The organism is Bradyrhizobium sp. LTSPM299 (assembly GCF_000938235.1).
In the GTDB taxonomy this organism is placed as follows: Bacteria; Pseudomonadota; Alphaproteobacteria; order Rhizobiales; family Xanthobacteraceae; genus Bradyrhizobium.
In genome coordinates this window covers 155,649-172,722 of the sequence record NZ_JYMU01000013.1, presented here as the reverse complement: position 1 = coordinate 172,722, position 17,074 = coordinate 155,649, and the positions used below count along the sequence as shown (strand labels likewise).

Sequence of the window (17,074 nt, the reverse complement as noted above, 5' to 3'; positions counted from 1 at the left end):
TCGGCGATATTCAGCAATCAAAACAGGCACACAGGAGCAACCCATGCCGATCGCCGGACAGGGCATGCTGCTGACATCGATGGATGTCGACAGCTTACACGAGGCTGAATTCAATCGCTGGTACGACCGCGAGCATCTCGAAGAACGGGTAGCGATCGACGGATTCCTCGAAGCGCGCCGCTACGTCGCTCATGACGGCAAGCCGAAATATCTGAGCCTGTATTCGACCGCGACCTTCGACGTGCTCGACAGCCCGGCCTACCGCACCGCGCTTGCCAACCAGACCGAATGGTCGAAGGCCAACATCGCAAACTTCAAAAACATGATCCGCGGAGTTGCGCGTATCACCATCAGCCGCGGCACTGGCAGAGGCGCGGCGCTCGGCATCATCCGCCTGCGTCCGCCCGCCGACGGCGCGGACCGACTTCGCGATGCCTTGCGGGAACAACTCGATCCGTTGGCGCTCGACGGCATCATCTCGATGCACCTGCTGGAGAACGATCCGGTGCTGTCGAAGCCGCTCACATCAGACGCCGCGAAGAACGATCCCGGCGCCGGCGACTGGTTCGCGCTGATCGATGCGACCGATTTGAGTGCCGTCCCGGCCGCGGTGGCGCGCATCATGGATAATTTCGCGTTGAAGCCGCTCGTCGTCACGCGTGGTGTCTATCGGCTGCTGTGGGATATCACGAAGAGCGACCTTCCACGCGGCTGAATGCAACGAATGCGGCGGCGCACCATATTGCACTGCCGCATAGCGCAATCGAGACGAGCGCCCCACGCACGTCAGCCACGCGAAAGCTGCTGATCGCGCAAATTTGCCTTTGCCTTCTCTGAAACGGGTCTAATAAGATAACCCTATGATCCAATTCAAAAACCAGAACAACGTCGCGTGAGCGTTCGTCGTCAACAATAAGGCCGCGCCCCCTCTGGCATTTTCGCGCGGGTCGAAGGTAGGAATGAAACCGACTGATATCTCGGCGCCGGATTACTTTCATAAAGTAGTCGATTGCCAATGGGCCTGTCCCGCACACACTCCTGTTCCCGAGTACATCCGGTTGATTGCTGAGGGGCGTTACAGCGACGCCTACATGATCAATTGGAAGTCGAACGTGTTCCCCGGAATCCTGGGGCGCACCTGCGACCGTCCGTGCGAGCCCGCGTGCCGTCGCGGCCGCGTCGAGGAAACACCGGTCGCGATCTGTCGACTGAAACGCGTCGCCGCCGACTTCAAGGACGACATCAAGCATCGCCTGCCGAAGCCGGGCGCAAAGAACGGCAAGCGCATTGCGCTGGTTGGCGGCGGGCCCGCTTCGCTTACAGTGGCGCGTGATCTGGTGCCGCTGGGCTATCACTGCACCGTGTTCGACGCCGATCCCAAGGCCGGCGGCATGATGCGCAGCCAGATTCCAAAGTTCCGGCTGCCCGACAGCGTGATCGACGAGGAGACCGACTACATCCTCCACCTCGGCGTTGACTTCAAGGGCGGCCATCGCGTCGACAGCCTGAAGCAGTTGCTGACCGAGAAGTACGACGCGATCTTCGTCGGCTCCGGCGCGCCCCGCGGCCGCGAGCTCGAGATTCCCGGCCGCAAGGAGGCCGCCGCCAACATCCATATCGGCATCGAGTGGCTGTCGTCGGTCTCGTTCGGCCATATCGAGAAGATCGGCCGCCGCGTCATCGTGCTCGGCGGCGGCAACACCGCGATGGACTGCTGCCGCACCGCGCGCCGCCTCGGCGGCGACAGCGTCAAGGTGATCGTCCGCTCCGGCTTCGAGGAGATGAAGGCCTCGCCCTGGGAGAAGGAAGACGCCCTGCACGAGGACATCCCGATCCTCAACTACATGGTGCCGGTGGCCTTCAAACATGTCGCCGGCAAGTTGATCGGCGTCACCTTCCAGCAGGTCAAGGCCGAATACGACGCCAACGGCCGCCGCAATCTGGTGCCCTCGGGCGAACCCGATCAGACCATTCCCTGCGACGACGTGCTGGTCGCGGTCGGCCAGGAGAATGCGTTTCCCTGGATCGAAGCCGATTGCGGCGTCGAATTCGACAAATGGCACATGCCGAAAGTCGATCCCAAGACGTTCGCCTCGACCAACCCGAAGGTGTTCTTCGGCGGCGACGCGGCGTTCGGACCGAAGAACATCATCTGGGCGGTGGCGCAAGGCCACGACGCCGCGCTCTCGATCCACAAGCTGCTGTCCGGCGAGAACATCACCGAGCGGCCGCTGCCGGAGGTGCAGATCTCCTCGCAGAAGATGGGCATCCACGAGTGGAGCTACGACAACGACATCTCAGCGGACAAACGCTACAAGGTGCCGCATCGCGACAAGGTGATCGCGCTGAAGGATATCCGCACCGAGGTCGAACTTGGCTACGACCTCAAGCTCGCGCTCGGCGAGGCGCAGCGCTGCCTGAACTGCGACGTGCAGACGGTGTTTTCCGCGCCGCTCTGCATCGAATGCGACGCGTGCGTCGACATCTGCCCGATGGACTGCATTACCTTCACCGAAAACGGCGAAGAGAATGATTTGCGGCAGCGGCTGAAGGCCCCCTCGCCGCATCACGACCAGGCGATCTATGTCGCCGACGGCCTGAAGACCGGGCGGGTGATGGCAAAGGACGAAGACGTCTGCCTGCACTGCGGACTGTGCGCCGAGCGCTGTCCGACCGGCGCCTGGGATATGCAAAAATACCTCATCGATATGGTTCAAGCGGGATCAACATGTCAGTCCAAAGCCCGATCGGCAGCGTAAACGACTTCGTCGTCCGCTTCGCCAACGTCAACGGCTCGGGCTCCGCCTCTGCCAACGAACTGTTCGCGCGTTCGATCCTGCGCCACGGCGTACCGGTGAGCCCACGCAACATCTTCCCCTCCAACATCCAGGGCCTGCCGACCTGGTACGAGGTGCGCGTCACCGAGGCAGGCCATCTCGGCGCCCGCGGCGGCGTCGACCTGATGGTGGCGATGAACCCGCAGACCTGGGACAAGGATGTCGCCTCGATCGAGCCCGGCGGCTATCTGTTCTACGATTCGACCAAGCCGATGCCGACGTCGAAGTTTCGCGAGGACATCACCGTCATCGGCGTGCCGCTGACCGCGATCACCAACTCGACCTATTCCGATCCGCGGCAGCGCCAGCTGTTCAAGAACATCATCTATCTCGGCGCGCTCTGCGCGCTGCTCGACCTCGACCCCAAGCTGGTCGAGCAGCTGATCGGCGAGCAGTACAAGGGCAAGGAGAAGCTCTTGTCCTCCAACATCCACGCGCTGCATCTCGGCCGCGACTGGGCGCTGCAGAACCTGAAATGCCCGATCGGGCTGCGGGTGAAGAAATCAGACAAGGTCGGCGACCGCATCTTCATCGAAGGCAACAGCGCAGCGGCGCTCGGCGCCGTCTATGGCGGTGCGACCGTCTGCGCCTGGTATCCGATCACGCCGTCGTCGTCAGTTGCCGAAGCTTTCACCGCTCATTGCAAGAAGTACCGCCACGATCCCGCGACCGGAAAGGCGAAATACGCCATCGTGCAGGGCGAGGACGAGCTTGCGTCGATCGGCATCGTGATCGGCGCCTCCTGGAACGGTGCGCGGGCGTTCACCGCGACCTCGGGTCCGGGCATCTCCCTGATGACCGAGTTCATCGGCCTGTCCTATTTCGCCGAAATCCCGGCCGTGATCATGAATATCCAGCGCGCCGGCCCCTCAACGGGCATGCCAACCCGCACGCAGCAGTGTGACGTCATCTCCTGCGCCTATGCGTCCCATGGCGACACCAAGCATGTGCTGCTGTTCCCTGAGGATCCGGCGGAGGCGTTCGAGTTCGCCGCCGCCGCGTTCGATCTCGCCGAGCGGCTGCAAACCACGATCTTCGTGATGCTCGATCTCGACATCGGCATGAACCACCGGCTGAGCCGCCCGCTGAAGTGGGACGACGCGCGGCAATATGACCGCGGCAAGGTGATGACCGCTGAGATGCTCGACGAGGGCCGCGATTTCGGCCGCTATCTCGACGTCGACGGCGACGGCATCCCCTACCGCACCTATCCCGGCACGCATCCGACCAAGGGCTCCTACTTCACCCGCGGCACCTCGCGCGACCGCTATGCGCGTTACTCGGAGGAAGGCGCCGTCTACGCCGACAACATGCAGCGCCTGGTGCGCAAGTTCGAGACCGCGCAGGACATGGTGCCGCGGCCGCTGCAGGCCAATGCGGCGAAGCCGACCAAATACGGCGTGATCTATTTCGGCTCGACATCACCCGCGATGGACGAGGCAATCGGCCTGCTGGAGTCGCGCGGCCATCACCTCGATCGCCTGCGCATCCGCGCCTTCCCCTTCCACTCCAGCGTCGCGAGCTTCATCGCCGACCACGATTTTGTTTACGTGGTCGAGCAGAACCGCGATGCCCAGCTCCGCCAGCTGATTGTCAACGAGAACGGCATCGATCCTGTCCGGCTGGTGCCGATCCTACACTATGACGGCACCCCGATCACCGCCCGCTTCATCGCCAATTCAATCGGCGACCACCAGGACCACCTCAAGGTCACCCCTCTCCGCAAGGCCGTGTCATGACGTACATTGCAAAGCCGAAATTTCATCACCCCGGCCTGAAGAAGAACGAGCTCGGCTACACGCACCGCGACTATGAAGGCAAGATCTCGACGCTGTGCGCCGGCTGCGGCCACGACTCGATCACGGCGTCGATCATCGAGGCCTGCTACGAGCTGTCGATCGCGCCGCACCGGGTGGCGAAGATTTCCGGCATCGGGTGCTCGTCGAAGACGCCGGACTACTTCCTCGGCAATTCGCACGGCTTCAATTCGGTGCACGGCCGCATGCCGTCGGTCCTGACCGGCGCCAACCTCGCCAACCGCGACCTGATCTATCTCGGCGTTTCCGGCGACGGCGATTCCGCCTCGATCGGCTTCGGCCAGTTCGCGCATTCGATCCGTCGCGGCGTCAACATGACCTACATCGTCGAGAACAACGGCGTGTACGGCCTGACCAAGGGGCAATTCTCGGCGACCGCCGACCGCGGCTCGAAGTCGAAGAAGGGCGTCACCAACACCGACAACGCGATCGATCTGGTCGCGATCGCGCTGCAGCTGGGCGCGACCTTCGTGGCGCGCAGCTTCTCCGGGGACAAGACCCAGCTGGTGCCGCTGATCGCAGCCGCGATCAGCCACAAGGGCGCGTCCTTTATCGACGTGATCAGCCCCTGCATCGCCTTCAATAACCACACCGGCTCGACCAAGAGCTTCGACTATGTCCGTGAGCACAATGACGCGGTGAACCGCCTCGACGTGCTAGTCGGCCGCGATCCGATCAGCGTCGACTATGCGCCGGGCACCGTGCAAGTGGTCGAGCAGCACGACGGGACAAAGCTGGCGCTGCGCAAGCTCGACGCCGACTACGATCCGCATGACCGGCTCGGTGCCCAGACCTTCCTGCAGAAGCATGCCGCCAAGGGCCAGATCGTCACCGGGCTGCTCTATGTCGATCCGGACGCCGACGATTTGCACACCCATCTCGACACCGTCGAGACGCCGCTCAACACGCTGGACGAAAAGGCGCTGTGCCCCGGCTCAAGCGTGCTGGACAAGATCAACGCCAGCCTGCGCTGAATTTTAACTTGCTCTGATCACTAAGCCGCCACCGCCGCGGCGCGCGGGCTGATGACATATTCCTTCAGCACCTTGTCGGTGCCGTCGACCTCGGTCAGTGCAACGTCGTAGCTCCAGAGATCGGCGACGTGCTGCAGCACGCGCCGCGCGTCGGTCTCGTTGAGCTGCGCACCCTTCACCGTGGTGTGGCGCAGCATCAGCCGGCGATCGCCGGCGAGATCGACATCCACGACCTCGATATTGGCGTCGACGAAACCGACGTCGTATTGCCGCGACAGCTCGCGCCTGACACGGCGGTAGCCGCGCTCGTCGTGGATGGCATCGACCTTGATCCCAGCACTTTCCGCGGGGTCATCGTGCAGATGGAACATGCGGAAGCGACGGATCAGCGCCGGGCTCAGGAACTGGCTGATGAAACTTTCGTCGCGATAATTGCTCCAGACATCGCGCAGCACACCCTCCACATCACCCTTGCCGGCGATGTCGGGGAACCAATAGCGATCCTCCTCCTCCGGCTTGCTCACGATGCGCTCGATGTCCTGCATCATCGCAAAACCGAGCGCATAAGGGTTGAAGCCGGAGTAGCGGCGATCGTCGAATTCGGGCTGGAACACCACATTGGTGTGCGACTGCAGGAATTCGAGGAAATTACCGTCGGAAAGGCGTCCCTGCTGGTGCAGCCGATTCATGATGCGGTAATGGACGTAGGTCGCCGTGCCCTCGTTCATCACCTTCGTCTGGCTCTGCGGATAGAAATACTGCGCGATGTGGCGCACGATACGGATGATCTCACGCTGCCAGGGCGCCAGCCGCGGCGCGGTCTTCTCCAGGAAATAGAGGATGTTCTCCTGCGGCAGGCCAAGCAGCGCGCGGCGGCGCTCGGCGGTGAGCGTGGCCTTGGTCTTTGCCTTGGCGTTCGGCACCGTCCGCCACAGATCGTTGAACATGCTCTCCTCGTGCCGGTGGCGCTCGCCGGCACGCTTCTCCTCGGCACGGAGGTCGAGGACCTTCTTTCCGGGATAGCGGTCGATGCCATGCGACATCAGCGAATGTGCCGCATCGACCGTCCGCTCCACCGCTTCTCGCCCATGACGATCCTCGCACGCCGCGATGTAGCCCTTGGCGAATTCGAGATAGTCGAGGATGCCGTCGGCGTCGGTCCACTGCTTGAACAGATAGTTGTTCTTGAAGAAATGATTGTGCCCGAACGCTGCGTGCGCGATCACCAGCGTCTGCATCGTCGCGGTGTTCTCCTCCATCAGGTAGGAAATGCACGGCGATGAGTTGATCACGATCTCATAGGCGAGGCCCATCAGGCCCTTGCGATAGGACGCCTCCTGGAAGGCGAACTGCTTGCCGAACGACCAGTGCTTGTAGAACAACGGCATGCCGACCGACGAATAGGCGTCCAGCATCTGCTCGGCAGTGATCACTTCGATCTGGTTCGGATAGACATCGAGCCCGAGCTCTTTGCGCGCGATCTCCTCGCAGGCGTCGTGCACCCGCTGCAGGATCTGGAAATCCCAATCCGCGCCCTCGAACAGCAGCTCGCCGGAAGACCCCATCACGCAACCCTTTCCTGCTTGCTGCGGCGCTTGAACAGGTCCTGGAACACCGGGAATATCTCGCCGCGCTCGCTGACCTTGCGCATCGACAACGGCGCACCGTCATTGCGCAGGCGTTCGTAGAGCGTCCACAACGAGGAGTCCGGCATGTCGAAGGTGTAGTTGGCGGCCTCGCCCACCTCGAGATAGGCGAAGAACTGGCAGACCGGCAGGATCTTATCGGTCAGGAGATGGCCCGTCACCGCGCTATCCGACGTCATGTTGTCGCCGTCGGAGGCCTGCGCAGCATAGATGTTCCAGTCGGACGGGCGGAAGCGGGTGCGGACGATGTCGTTCATCGCAACCAGCGCGCTCGACACCAGCGTGCCGCCGGAGGCCGGTCCGTGGAAGAATGTATCCTCGTCGACCTCCTCGGCGCGGTCGGTATGACGGATGAACACGATCTCGACGTGCTTGTAGCGCCGCCTCAGGAAGACGTAGAGCAGCATGTAGAACCGCTTGGCGAGATCTTTCATGTGTTCGGACATCGAGCCCGAGACGTCCATCAGGCAGAACATTACGGCCTGCGCCACCGGCTTCGGCACCGTCTCGAAACGGCGGTAGCGGATGTCGATGGGATCGATGAACGGGATCCGCTTCTTCTTGGCCATCAAGGCCTCGAGCTGGGCCAGCAATTCGGTACGGCGCGTAGCATCGTCGCATTCCGCGAGTTCGGCCTCGAGGGCTTCGATCTCGTCCTTGCGCGGCCGGCGCAGCGCCACGCGCCGGGCCAGCGCCCGGCCCACGGTGCGGCTGATCGAGATGTTCGCCGGTGAGCCTGACGTGGCGTAGCCGGCGCGCTGGATCCCCTCGCTTTCGGTCTCCGCGAGCTTGCGCTTGGCGAGATCGGGCAACTCGAGGTCGTCGAGGAACAGGTCGACAAACTCCTCGCGGCTGAGCACGAAGCGGAACGCGTCCTCGCTATCGCCCTCACCGGCCCCCGAACCCTTGGCGCCACTCTGGTTCGGACGCTGCAACCAGTCGCCTTCGACGTACTTCTTGTTGCCGGGCAGCACCATGTCGCGGGTGCCGCCCTCGCGCCGGAACCGCGGCTCATCCATGCCGTCCAGCGGGATCGTTACCTCGCCGCCTTCCAGGACGTCCTTGATGTCCCGGTCTTGCGACGTCTTCTTCACGGCCCCCTGCACCAGCGCCTTGGCACGCCGCAGGAAGCGTTGGCGGTTCTCCAGGCTCTTGCTACCCGGATTCAGGCGCCGATCGACGATATGAATGACCACGTTGCATCCGCCTCAGGGATCATGATGTGATGATAGACTATCGCACCACGATCTCATTTCCCTATTTGAGCATGAAAGCCAGTTTTCGCGTCTTTCGGATCATGCCCTAACCGGCCTGTTTCACCCGCATGTACCACTCGACGAGGCGACGCACCTGGCGCTCGGTATAACCGCGCTCCACCATCCGCTCGACGAATTCGCCGTGCTTCTTCTCAGTCTCGCCGTCCTTCTTGGAACCGAACGAGATGACCGGAAGCAGATCCTCGACCTGCGAGAATATCCGCTTTTCGATCACGTCGCGGACCTTTTCGTAGGAGGTCCAGCTCGGGTTCTTGCCGCCATTATGGGCCCGCGACCGTAGCGAGAATTTGACGACCTCGTTGCGGAAGTCCTTCGGGTTGGCGATGCCGGCAGGCTTTTCGATCTTGGTCAGCTCCTGGTTCAGAAGCTCGCGGTTGAGCAGCTGCCCGGTGTCGGGATCCTTGAAGTCCTGGTCCTCGATCCAGGCGTCGGCGTAATCGACGTAGCGATCGAACAGGTTCTGGCCGTAATCGGAATAGGATTCCAGATAGGCCTTCTGGATCTCGTTGCCGATGAACTCGGCATAGCGCGGCGCGAGATCGGCCTTGATGAACTCGAGGTAGCGCTTCTCGGCCTCATCGGGCAGTTGCTCGCGGCGGATCGCCTGCTCCAGCACATACATCAGGTGCACTGCGTCGGCGCCGACCTCAGTCGTGTCGTGGTTGTAGGTCGAGGCCAGCACCTTGAAGGCAAAGCGGGTCGAGACGCCATCCATGCCTTCGTCGACACCGGCGGCGTCCTTGTACTCCTGCACGCTGCGCGCCTTCGGGTCCGATTCCTTCAAGCTCTCGCCGTCATAGACCCGCATCTTGGCAAACAGCGTCGAGTTCTCGTGCCGGCGCAGCCGCGACATCACCGAGAAGCGGGCCAGCGTCTCCAGCGTAGCCGGCGCGCAAGGCGCGGCGGCGAGTTCGGAGGTCTGGATCAGCTTCTCGTAGATCTTCTGCTCCTCGGTGGTCCGCAGGCAGTACGGGACCTTGACGACGCAGATGCGGTCGATGAAGGCCTCGTTGTTCTTGTTGGTCTTGAAGCTCTGCCACTCGGACTCGTTGGAGTGCGCGAGGATGACGCCGGTGAAGGGGATCGCGCCGATATTCTCGGTCCCGATGTAGTTGCCCTCCTGCGTCGCCGTCAGCAGCGGGTGCAGCATCTTGATCGGCGCCTTGAACATTTCGACGAATTCAAGCACGCCCTGGTTGGCGCGGTTGAGGCCGCCGGAATAGCTGTAAGCGTCGGGATCGTTCTGGGCGTAAGTCTCAAGCTTGCGGATGTCGACCTTGCCGACCAGCGACGAGATGTCCTGGTTGTTCTCGTCGCCGGGCTCGGTCTTCGCAACGCCGATCTGGCGCAGCCGCGACGGCTGGAGACGCGCGACGCGGAATTGCGAGATGTCGCCGCCGAAGGCTTCCAGCCGCTTGTAGGCCCATGGCGACATCAACCCGCTCAGCCGGCGGCGCGGAATGCCGTACTTCTCCTCGATCATCGGCCCGAGCTGATCCGGATCGAACAGGCCGAGCGGCGACTCGAACACGGGCGAGAGCTCGTCGCCGGCCTTCAGCACGTAGATGGGGTGAACCTCCATCAGCGCCTTGATGCGTTCGGCAAGCGACGACTTGCCGCCGCCGACCGGTCCGAGCAGATAGAGAATCTGCTTGCGCTCTTCGAGGCCTTGCGCGGCGTGGCGGAAGAAGCCGACGACGCGCTCGATCGTGTCCTCCATGCCGTAGAAGCCGGCAAAGGCTGGATAGGAGCGTATCGTCCGGTTCAAAAAGATACGGCCAAGGCGGGGGTCCTTGGCCGTGTCAATCATCTGAGGCTCACCGATCGCCGCTAACAAGCGCTCGGCCGCATTGGCATATCGCATCGGATCGCTTCGACACGACTCCAGATACTCGGCCATCGACATGTCAGTTTGGCTTCGTGCTTCAAACGACCTGGCGAAGGCGTTGAACAAAGAATCGTTGTACATGATCCCTCTCTCCACGATATGTGTATCGCCGCACGACTGAAACGAGTCGCAACCAGAGTCCAAGGATCGAATCAGCGTCGGCACGCTGGGTCCATTGGACACTCGACCGACTCACTTCGGCAATGCACGGCGCGTGCAGCCTCTGCCTTATCAACAGGCAGGAAGCTTAATAGTTCATCAATATCCACTATTGGTGGCCGGTTTTTGACGGTTTGTAGCCCGCTCGCCACATCCGTGGTTTACCGGGGTTCTGGCCTCCAAAGGCGAACATCCTGACTGGGCAACTTGCCTGCCCGGCGATGAACGTTGGGCTTCCTGAAAGGTGTGACTGCCCGGGCGTGGCGTCAAGATGGGCGCTTCACATGTCGCATGAACAAAAAACTTCAGGCGCCGTTGAACGTGCCTTCCTGTCGCCGCGACCAAGGCAGCGAGCCTGCACAGTACCGCGCAGCACTATCGCCGCACATGAACAGTGATGCGCGGCACGCATTGCTTATTCCCGAGAGTAGTCATGATGCTCGTGTTGCGCCTACACCGGCCCGACGAAGATCGCGGTCTGGAATCGCAACAATCCGAACGATGAGGTTGGCAATGCTTCGTTCGCCGGTACGGACGACAAAATCCTTTCCGTCAATCGCGCAGCGGAAGGCGAATGCGCCGAGCTTGTGACCGATCGCAAAGAGCTCGCCGCACTCCGCCACAAATGGGGCTTCGCCCAATCGAGATCAATTGCGGGAGGATGCGACGCCACGGCATGTCGGCGCGCTTTCGAAGGACGGAATTGAGCTCGCCGCCTGCGCCAACACCATGAAATCGCAGAACATCAGCCTGCACGACCTGCTGCCGGCTTCGTCAGTCCCGACCGGGGTGAGGTGGTCCGCCTCGCCGAGCTGCAGTCACAGGGTTACCTCTATTTGCGGCCATGAGCAGATCGCGCGCTGTCATAAAAATGCGCCAAGATCGGGCTCTGCGCGAAATCGGAATCCCGGCGGGATCGAACTGATGTGCACGGCGTTATGGTCTGGGACCACTGATATTCCATCCGGGCCCCCCACCTCTGTTGACAATCCGCCCCCGCCCCCGAAAGCTGCCCGGGAACCCAAAAATCGACCCTCGATCGAACGAGAACAGGCACCCATGAATCCCGTCAAAGCACTCGAAAACCACGGCCAGGCAGTCTGGCTCGACTTCCTGGCCCGCGGCTTCGTCACCAAGGGCGACCTGAAGCGGCTGATCGAGACCGACGGCGTCAAAGGCGTGACGTCCAACCCCTCGATCTTCGAGAAGGCGATCGGCAGTTCGGACGAATATGACGGCGCGATCGGCCAGGCCCTCAAGAAAGGCGACCGCTCGGTCGCCGACCTGTTCGAGCATGTCGCGGTCGAGGACATCCAGCATGCGGCCGACGTGCTGCGCCCGGTCTACGACCGGACCCACGGCGGCGACGGTTTCGTCAGCCTCGAAGTGTCGCCCTATCTCGCGATGGACACCAAAGGCACGATCGTGGAGGCCGAGCGGCTCTGGAAGGACGTCCATCGCAAGAATTTGATGGTCAAGGTGCCGGCGACGCCGGAAGGCCTGCCCGCGATCGAACATTTGATCGGCGAAGGCATCAGCATCAACATCACGCTGTTGTTTTCGCAGAAGGTCTACCGCCAGGTCGCGGAAGCCTACCAGAAGGGGCTGGAGACCTACGTCGCCAAGGGCGGCGATCCCTCCCACGTCGCAAGCGTCGCCAGCTTCTTCGTCAGCCGCATTGATAGCGCGGTCGAGAAGCAGCTCGACGAGAAGATCGCCAAGGCCAACGATCCCACCGAGAAGGAGCGGCTCGCCGCGCTGAAGGGCAAGGTCGCGATCGCCAATGCCAAGCTGGCCTACCAGGACTACAAGCGCCTGTTCGCGGGTGCCCGCTGGGACAAGCTCAAGGCCAAGGGCGCGAAGCCACAGCGGCTGCTCTGGGCCTCGACCGGTACCAAGAACAAGGACTACAGCGACGTCCTCTATGTCGAGGAGCTGATCGGCCCGAACACCGTCAACACCGTGCCGCCGGCGACGCTCGATGCGTTCCGCGATCACGGCACGCCGCGCGACAGCCTCGAGGAGAATGTCGACGATGCCCGCCGCGTGCTGGAGGAGTTGGAGAAATCCGGCGTCTCGCTCGAGGCGATCACCAAAGAACTGGTGAAGGACGGCGTCAAGCTGTTCGCCGACGCCGCCGACAAGCTCTACGGCGCGGTGGCACACAAGCGCGCGACCTCGCTCGGCGGCGGCATCGATCATCAGAAACTCGCGCTCGGCGCGGCCATCGAGAAAGCGGTCGAGAAAAGCACCGAGGCGTGGCGCGCGTCGGCGAAGATTCGCAGGCTGTGGCAGAAGGACAAGTCGGTCTGGACCGGCGATGACGAGAACAAATGGCTGGGCTGGCTGACCAGCGCCGCCTCCGCCGATGTCGCCGACTACGAGGATTTCGCCCGCCGCGTAAAGGGGCAGCATTTCACCGATGCCGTGGTGCTCGGCATGGGCGGATCGAGCCTTGGACCGGAAGTGCTGGCCGACACTTTCCCGCACAGATCCGGTTTCCCGAAACTGCATGTGCTCGACTCGACCGATCCGGCGCAGGTACGCGCGATGGAAGCCTATGTCGACATCTCGAAGACGCTGTTTATCGTCTCTTCTAAATCCGGCGGCACCACCGAGCCGAACGTGATGAAGGACTATTTCTTCGATCGGGTGGCAAAAGCGATCGGCAAGGACAAGGCCGGCCACCGCTTCATCGCGGTGACGGATCCCGGCTCATCACTCCAGAAGGTCGCAATCAAAGACGGCTTTGCCCGCATCTTCTACGGCGATCCCACGATCGGCGGCCGCTATTCCGTGCTGTCGCCGTTCGGCCTGGTGCCGGCGGCCGCCGCGGGCATCGATGTCCGCACCCTGCTCAGCCATACGCTATCGATGGTGCGCTCCTGCGGCGCCGACGTGCCGCCGCAGGAAAACCCCGGCGTGCAGCTTGGCCTTGCCATGGGCATCGCAGGCCTCGAAGGCCGCGACAAGGTGACGATCTTCGCCTCGCCAAAAGTCGCCGATTTCGGCGCCTGGGCGGAACAGCTGATCGCTGAGTCCACCGGCAAGGACGGCAAGGGACTGGTCCCGATCGAGGGTGAGACCATCGGTGCGCCCTCGGTTTATGGCAACGACCGCTTCTTCATCGACCTGCGCACGGAAGGCGAGGATGAGGCCGCACATGAGAGCAAGCTCGCCGCGCTCGAGGCCGCTGGCCATCCGGTCGTGCGCATCGTCATGAAATCGATCGACCATATCGGCCAGGAGTTCTTCCGTTTCGAGATCGCGACCGCAGTGGCCGGCTCGATCCTCAGCATCAACCCGTTCAACCAACCCGACGTCGAAGCCGCCAAGATCAAGACCCGCGAGCTCTCGGCTGCGTTCGAGAAGACTGGCGCGCTGCCTGCGGAAAAGCCGGTGGTGTCGTCGGCGAATGCCGATCTCTACACCGACGGGCAGAACGCCGAGGAGCTGCGCAAGGCCGGCGCCAATGGCGATCTCAATTCCTGGATCAAGGCGCATCTTTCGCGCTCCGGCCGCGGCGACTATGTCGCCCTGCTCGCCTATATCGAGCGCGACGGCGACACCATCGACGCCATGCAGGCGATGCGGCTGAAGGTGCGTGACGCCAAACACCTTGCGACCTGCGCCGAATTCGGCCCGCGCTTCCTGCATTCGACCGGACAGGCCTACAAGGGCGGGCCCGACAGCGGTGTGTTCCTGCAGGTGACGGTCGACGACGCCCAGGATCTGCCGGTGCCCGGCCAGAAGGCGAGCTTCGGCGTGATCAAGGCGGCGCAGGCGCGCGGCGATTTCGACGTGCTCACCGAGCGCGGCCGGCGCGCACTCCGCGTCCATCTCAAGGGCGACCTCGCCTCCGGGCTCGCGGCGCTCGACGCTGCGATCTCCGCCGCGCTGAACTAAGGGAGCCCTGCGATGCAACTCGGCATGATCGGCTTGGGACGGATGGGCGGCAATATCGTCCGCCGCCTGATGAAGCAAGGCCACACCACCGTGGTCTACGACAAGGATCCGAAGGCGGTCGCGGCGCTGGCCGCCGACAATGCCACGGGCGCCTCGTCACTGGAGGATTTCGTCCTCAAGCTGGAAGCGCCGCGCACGGCATGGGTGATGCTGCCGGCCGGCAAGATCACCGAAGCCACCATCGAGGCATTGTCGAAACTGATGCAGCCCGGTGACGTCATCATCGACGGCGGCAACACGTTCTGGCAGGACGACGTCCGCCGCGGCAAGTCGCTCAGGGAGCGCGGGCTGCATTATGTCGATGTCGGCACCAGCGGCGGCATCTGGGGCATCGAGCGCGGCTACTGCATGATGATCGGCGGCGACAAGGCCGTGGTCGACCGGCTCGATCCGATCTTCAAGACGCTGGCGCCCGGCATCGGCGACATCCCGCGCACGGAGGGCCGCGAGGGCCGCGACAGCAGGATCGAGCAGGGCTATATCCACGCTGGCCCAATCGGAGCCGGGCATTTCGTCAAGATGATCCACAACGGCATCGAATACGGCCTGATGCAGGCCTATGCCGAAGGTTTTGACATCCTCAAGAACGCCAACATCGAGGCGCTGCCGCCGGATCATCGCTTCGACCTCGATATCGCTGATATCGCCGAGGTGTGGCGCCGCGGCAGCGTGATCCCGTCCTGGCTGCTCGACCTCACCGCATCGGCGCTCGCGGGGAACCATACGCTCGATAATTATTCGGGCTTTGTCGAGGATTCCGGCGAGGGCCGCTGGACCGTCAATGCCGCGGTCGATGAGGCCGTGCCGGCCGAAGTGCTGACGGCTGCGCTCTACACGCGCTTCCGCTCACGCAAGGATCATACCTTCGCCGAGAAGATCCTCTCGGCGATGCGCGCAGGCTTTGGCGGACACAAGGAACCGCCCAAGAAAACGTAACAAGAAAGCGTAATGAGAAGGCATAAGGTGCAGGACGGTATTGCAGGAATCATTGCAGGAATCATGAATGGCTGACGCTCAGAAGAAACCCGATCCCTGCTCCTTTGTCATCTTTGGCGCCACCGGTGACCTCGCGCACCGGCTGGTGATTCCGGCGCTCTATAACCTCGCGGCATCAAACCTGCTGCCGGAGAAGTTTTGCGTGGTCGGCATCGCCCGCAAGGGCATGTCGAACGACGAGATGTCCGACAGCCTGCAGAAGGGCCTGCGCCAGTTCGCAACGCGCCCGATCGACGAAACGGTCGTCAACCGGCTGTTCGCATGCGTCACCTCGATCGAGGCCGACCCCAGGGACCCGGCGTCCTTCGATACGATGAACGAACAGCTCGACAGGCTCGAAACGGCGCGTGGAACGGGCGGCAATCGCCTGTTCTATCTCGCGACCCCGCCGAGCGCCTTCCTGCCGATCAGCGAGCAACTCGGGCGCACCGGCATGCTGACGGAGAACGGCGCTTGGCGGCGTCTGGTGGTCGAAAAACCGTTCGGCACTGATCTCGCGTCAGCCAAGGCGCTCAACGCCGCGCTCTTGAAGCTGGTCGATGAGCACCAGATCTACCGGATCGATCATTACCTCGGCAAAGAGACCGTCCAAAACATTTTGGTGCTGCGCTTTGCCAACGGCATGTTCGAGCCGATCTGGAATCGCAACCACATCGACCACGTCCAGATCACCGTTGAGGAGAAGCTCGGCGTCGGCCACCGCGGCAGTTTCTACGACGCCACCGGTGCGCTGCGCGACATGGTGCCGAACCATCTGTTCCAGCTGTTGTCGCTGGTGGCGATGGAGCCGCCTGCACGGTTCGATGCGCATGCCGTGCGCTCGGAGAAGGCCGAAGTGCTCAGCGCGATCCAGCTCCAGAGCGAGCAGGAAGCGCTGAACAACTCGGTGCGCGGGCAATATCGCGCCGGCAAGGTCGGCGACACCGAAATCGAGGACTATCTGAAGACCGAGGACGTCAAGCCTGACAGCACCACCGAAACCTATGCTGCGCTGAAGTTGACGATCGACAATTGGCGCTGGGCCGGCGTTCCCTTCTATCTCCGCACCGGCAAGGCGCTCAACACCAAACGCACCGAGATCGCGATCAAGTTCAAGCAGGCGCCGATTGGCATGTTTCGCGACACTCCGGTGGATCGCCTGTCGCAGAATTTCCTGATCATCTCGACCGAGCCGACCGAAGGCATCGAGCTGCAGTTCAACACAAAGGTGCCGGGCCCGGCGATCGACATCGACGGCGTCGAGATGAAGTTCCGTTACAAGGACTACTTCAAGGCCGAGCCGTCGACCGGCTACGAGACGCTGATCTACGACTGCATGATCGGCGACAACATCCTGTTCCAGCGCGCCGACAGCGTCGAGGCCGGCTGGCAGGCGGTGCAGCCCTTCTTTGATGCCTGGAAGAACGCCGGCGGGCGCGGCCTGCAGCCCTACAAGGCCGGCAGCAGCGAAGGCCCCGAGGCTGCCAACGCACTGCTGACGCGCGACGGCCGCAGCTGGCGAAAGCTCAGCTGAC

Annotated in this window: 10 protein-coding genes; 7 read left to right on the top strand and 3 right to left on the bottom strand. The window is 62.7% G+C overall.

Annotated features, from left to right (window positions below; all coding sequences use genetic code 11):
- Positions 1-43: 43 nt before the first annotated feature.
- The 4 genes from UP10_RS08795 (at position 44) to UP10_RS08780 (ending at position 5,628) form a co-directional block, all read left to right on the top strand.
- The gene (locus UP10_RS08795; protein ID WP_044586954.1) at positions 44-715 is read left to right on the top strand and encodes a DUF4286 family protein; all 672 of its coding nucleotides are present in this window, start codon (positions 44-46) and stop codon (positions 713-715) included.
- A 244-nt stretch (positions 716-959) separates the two neighbouring features.
- Positions 960-2,759 (top strand): FAD-dependent oxidoreductase, encoded by a 1,800-nt coding sequence (locus UP10_RS08790; protein WP_044586953.1) that lies wholly within the window; start codon positions 960-962, stop codon positions 2,757-2,759.
- A complete protein-coding gene (locus UP10_RS08785) occupies positions 2,729-4,576 on the top strand; it encodes a 2-oxoacid:acceptor oxidoreductase subunit alpha (protein WP_044586952.1) in 1,848 nt (615 codons plus the stop codon). Before UP10_RS08790 ends, UP10_RS08785 begins: the two co-directional genes overlap by 31 nt.
- Complete coding sequence (locus tag UP10_RS08780; RefSeq protein ID WP_044586951.1) at positions 4,573-5,628, top strand: 2-oxoacid:ferredoxin oxidoreductase subunit beta; 1,056 nt, start codon at positions 4,573-4,575, stop codon at positions 5,626-5,628. Before UP10_RS08785 ends, UP10_RS08780 begins: the two co-directional genes overlap by 4 nt.
- Positions 5,629-5,648: 20 nt before the next feature.
- On the opposite strand, the gene UP10_RS08775 is transcribed toward UP10_RS08780, so the two are convergent.
- From UP10_RS08775 to UP10_RS08765, 3 genes are all read right to left on the bottom strand, one after another.
- Positions 5,649-7,193 (bottom strand): SpoVR family protein, encoded by a 1,545-nt coding sequence (locus UP10_RS08775; RefSeq protein WP_044586950.1) that lies wholly within the window; start codon positions 7,191-7,193, stop codon positions 5,649-5,651.
- The gene (locus UP10_RS08770) at positions 7,193-8,464 is read right to left on the bottom strand and encodes a YeaH/YhbH family protein (protein ID WP_197082620.1); all 1,272 of its coding nucleotides are present in this window, start codon (positions 8,462-8,464) and stop codon (positions 7,193-7,195) included. Before UP10_RS08770 ends, UP10_RS08775 begins: the two co-directional genes overlap by 1 nt.
- Before the next feature lie 112 nt (positions 8,465-8,576).
- Entirely contained in the window at positions 8,577-10,520 is a 1,944-nt protein-coding gene (locus tag UP10_RS08765; RefSeq protein WP_044586949.1) for a PrkA family serine protein kinase, read from the bottom strand.
- A gap of 1,137 nt (positions 10,521-11,657) precedes the next feature.
- Here UP10_RS08765 and UP10_RS08755 point away from each other — a divergent pair.
- From UP10_RS08755 to zwf, 3 genes are all read left to right on the top strand, one after another.
- Positions 11,658-14,504, top strand: a complete 2,847-nt coding sequence (locus UP10_RS08755; protein ID WP_044586947.1) for a bifunctional transaldolase/phosoglucose isomerase — start codon at positions 11,658-11,660, stop codon at positions 14,502-14,504.
- Positions 14,505-14,516: 12 nt separating this feature from the next.
- Entirely contained in the window at positions 14,517-15,500 is a 984-nt protein-coding gene (gene gnd / locus UP10_RS08750; protein ID WP_044586946.1) for a phosphogluconate dehydrogenase (NAD(+)-dependent, decarboxylating), read from the top strand.
- A gap of 67 nt (positions 15,501-15,567) precedes the next feature.
- Entirely contained in the window at positions 15,568-17,073 is a 1,506-nt protein-coding gene (zwf, locus tag UP10_RS08745; protein WP_044586945.1) for a glucose-6-phosphate dehydrogenase, read from the top strand.
- Position 17,074: the final 1 nt, after the last annotated feature.

Coding starts and splice junctions, on each gene's coding strand:
- UP10_RS08795 (WP_044586954.1), top strand. CDS start 44: ATGCCGATCGCCGGACAGGGCATGCTGCTGACATCGATGGATGTCGAC.
- UP10_RS08790 (WP_044586953.1), top strand. CDS start 960: ATGAAACCGACTGATATCTCGGCGCCGGATTACTTTCATAAAGTAGTC.
- UP10_RS08785 (WP_044586952.1), top strand. CDS start 2,729: ATGTCAGTCCAAAGCCCGATCGGCAGCGTAAACGACTTCGTCGTCCGC.
- UP10_RS08780 (WP_044586951.1), top strand. CDS start 4,573: ATGACGTACATTGCAAAGCCGAAATTTCATCACCCCGGCCTGAAGAAG.
- UP10_RS08775 (WP_044586950.1), bottom strand. CDS start 7,193: ATGGGGTCTTCCGGCGAGCTGCTGTTCGAGGGCGCGGATTGGGATTTC.
- UP10_RS08765 (WP_044586949.1), bottom strand. CDS start 10,520: ATGTACAACGATTCTTTGTTCAACGCCTTCGCCAGGTCGTTTGAAGCA.
- UP10_RS08755 (WP_044586947.1), top strand. CDS start 11,658: ATGAATCCCGTCAAAGCACTCGAAAACCACGGCCAGGCAGTCTGGCTC.
- gnd (WP_044586946.1), top strand. CDS start 14,517: ATGCAACTCGGCATGATCGGCTTGGGACGGATGGGCGGCAATATCGTC.
- zwf (WP_044586945.1), top strand. CDS start 15,568: ATGGCTGACGCTCAGAAGAAACCCGATCCCTGCTCCTTTGTCATCTTT.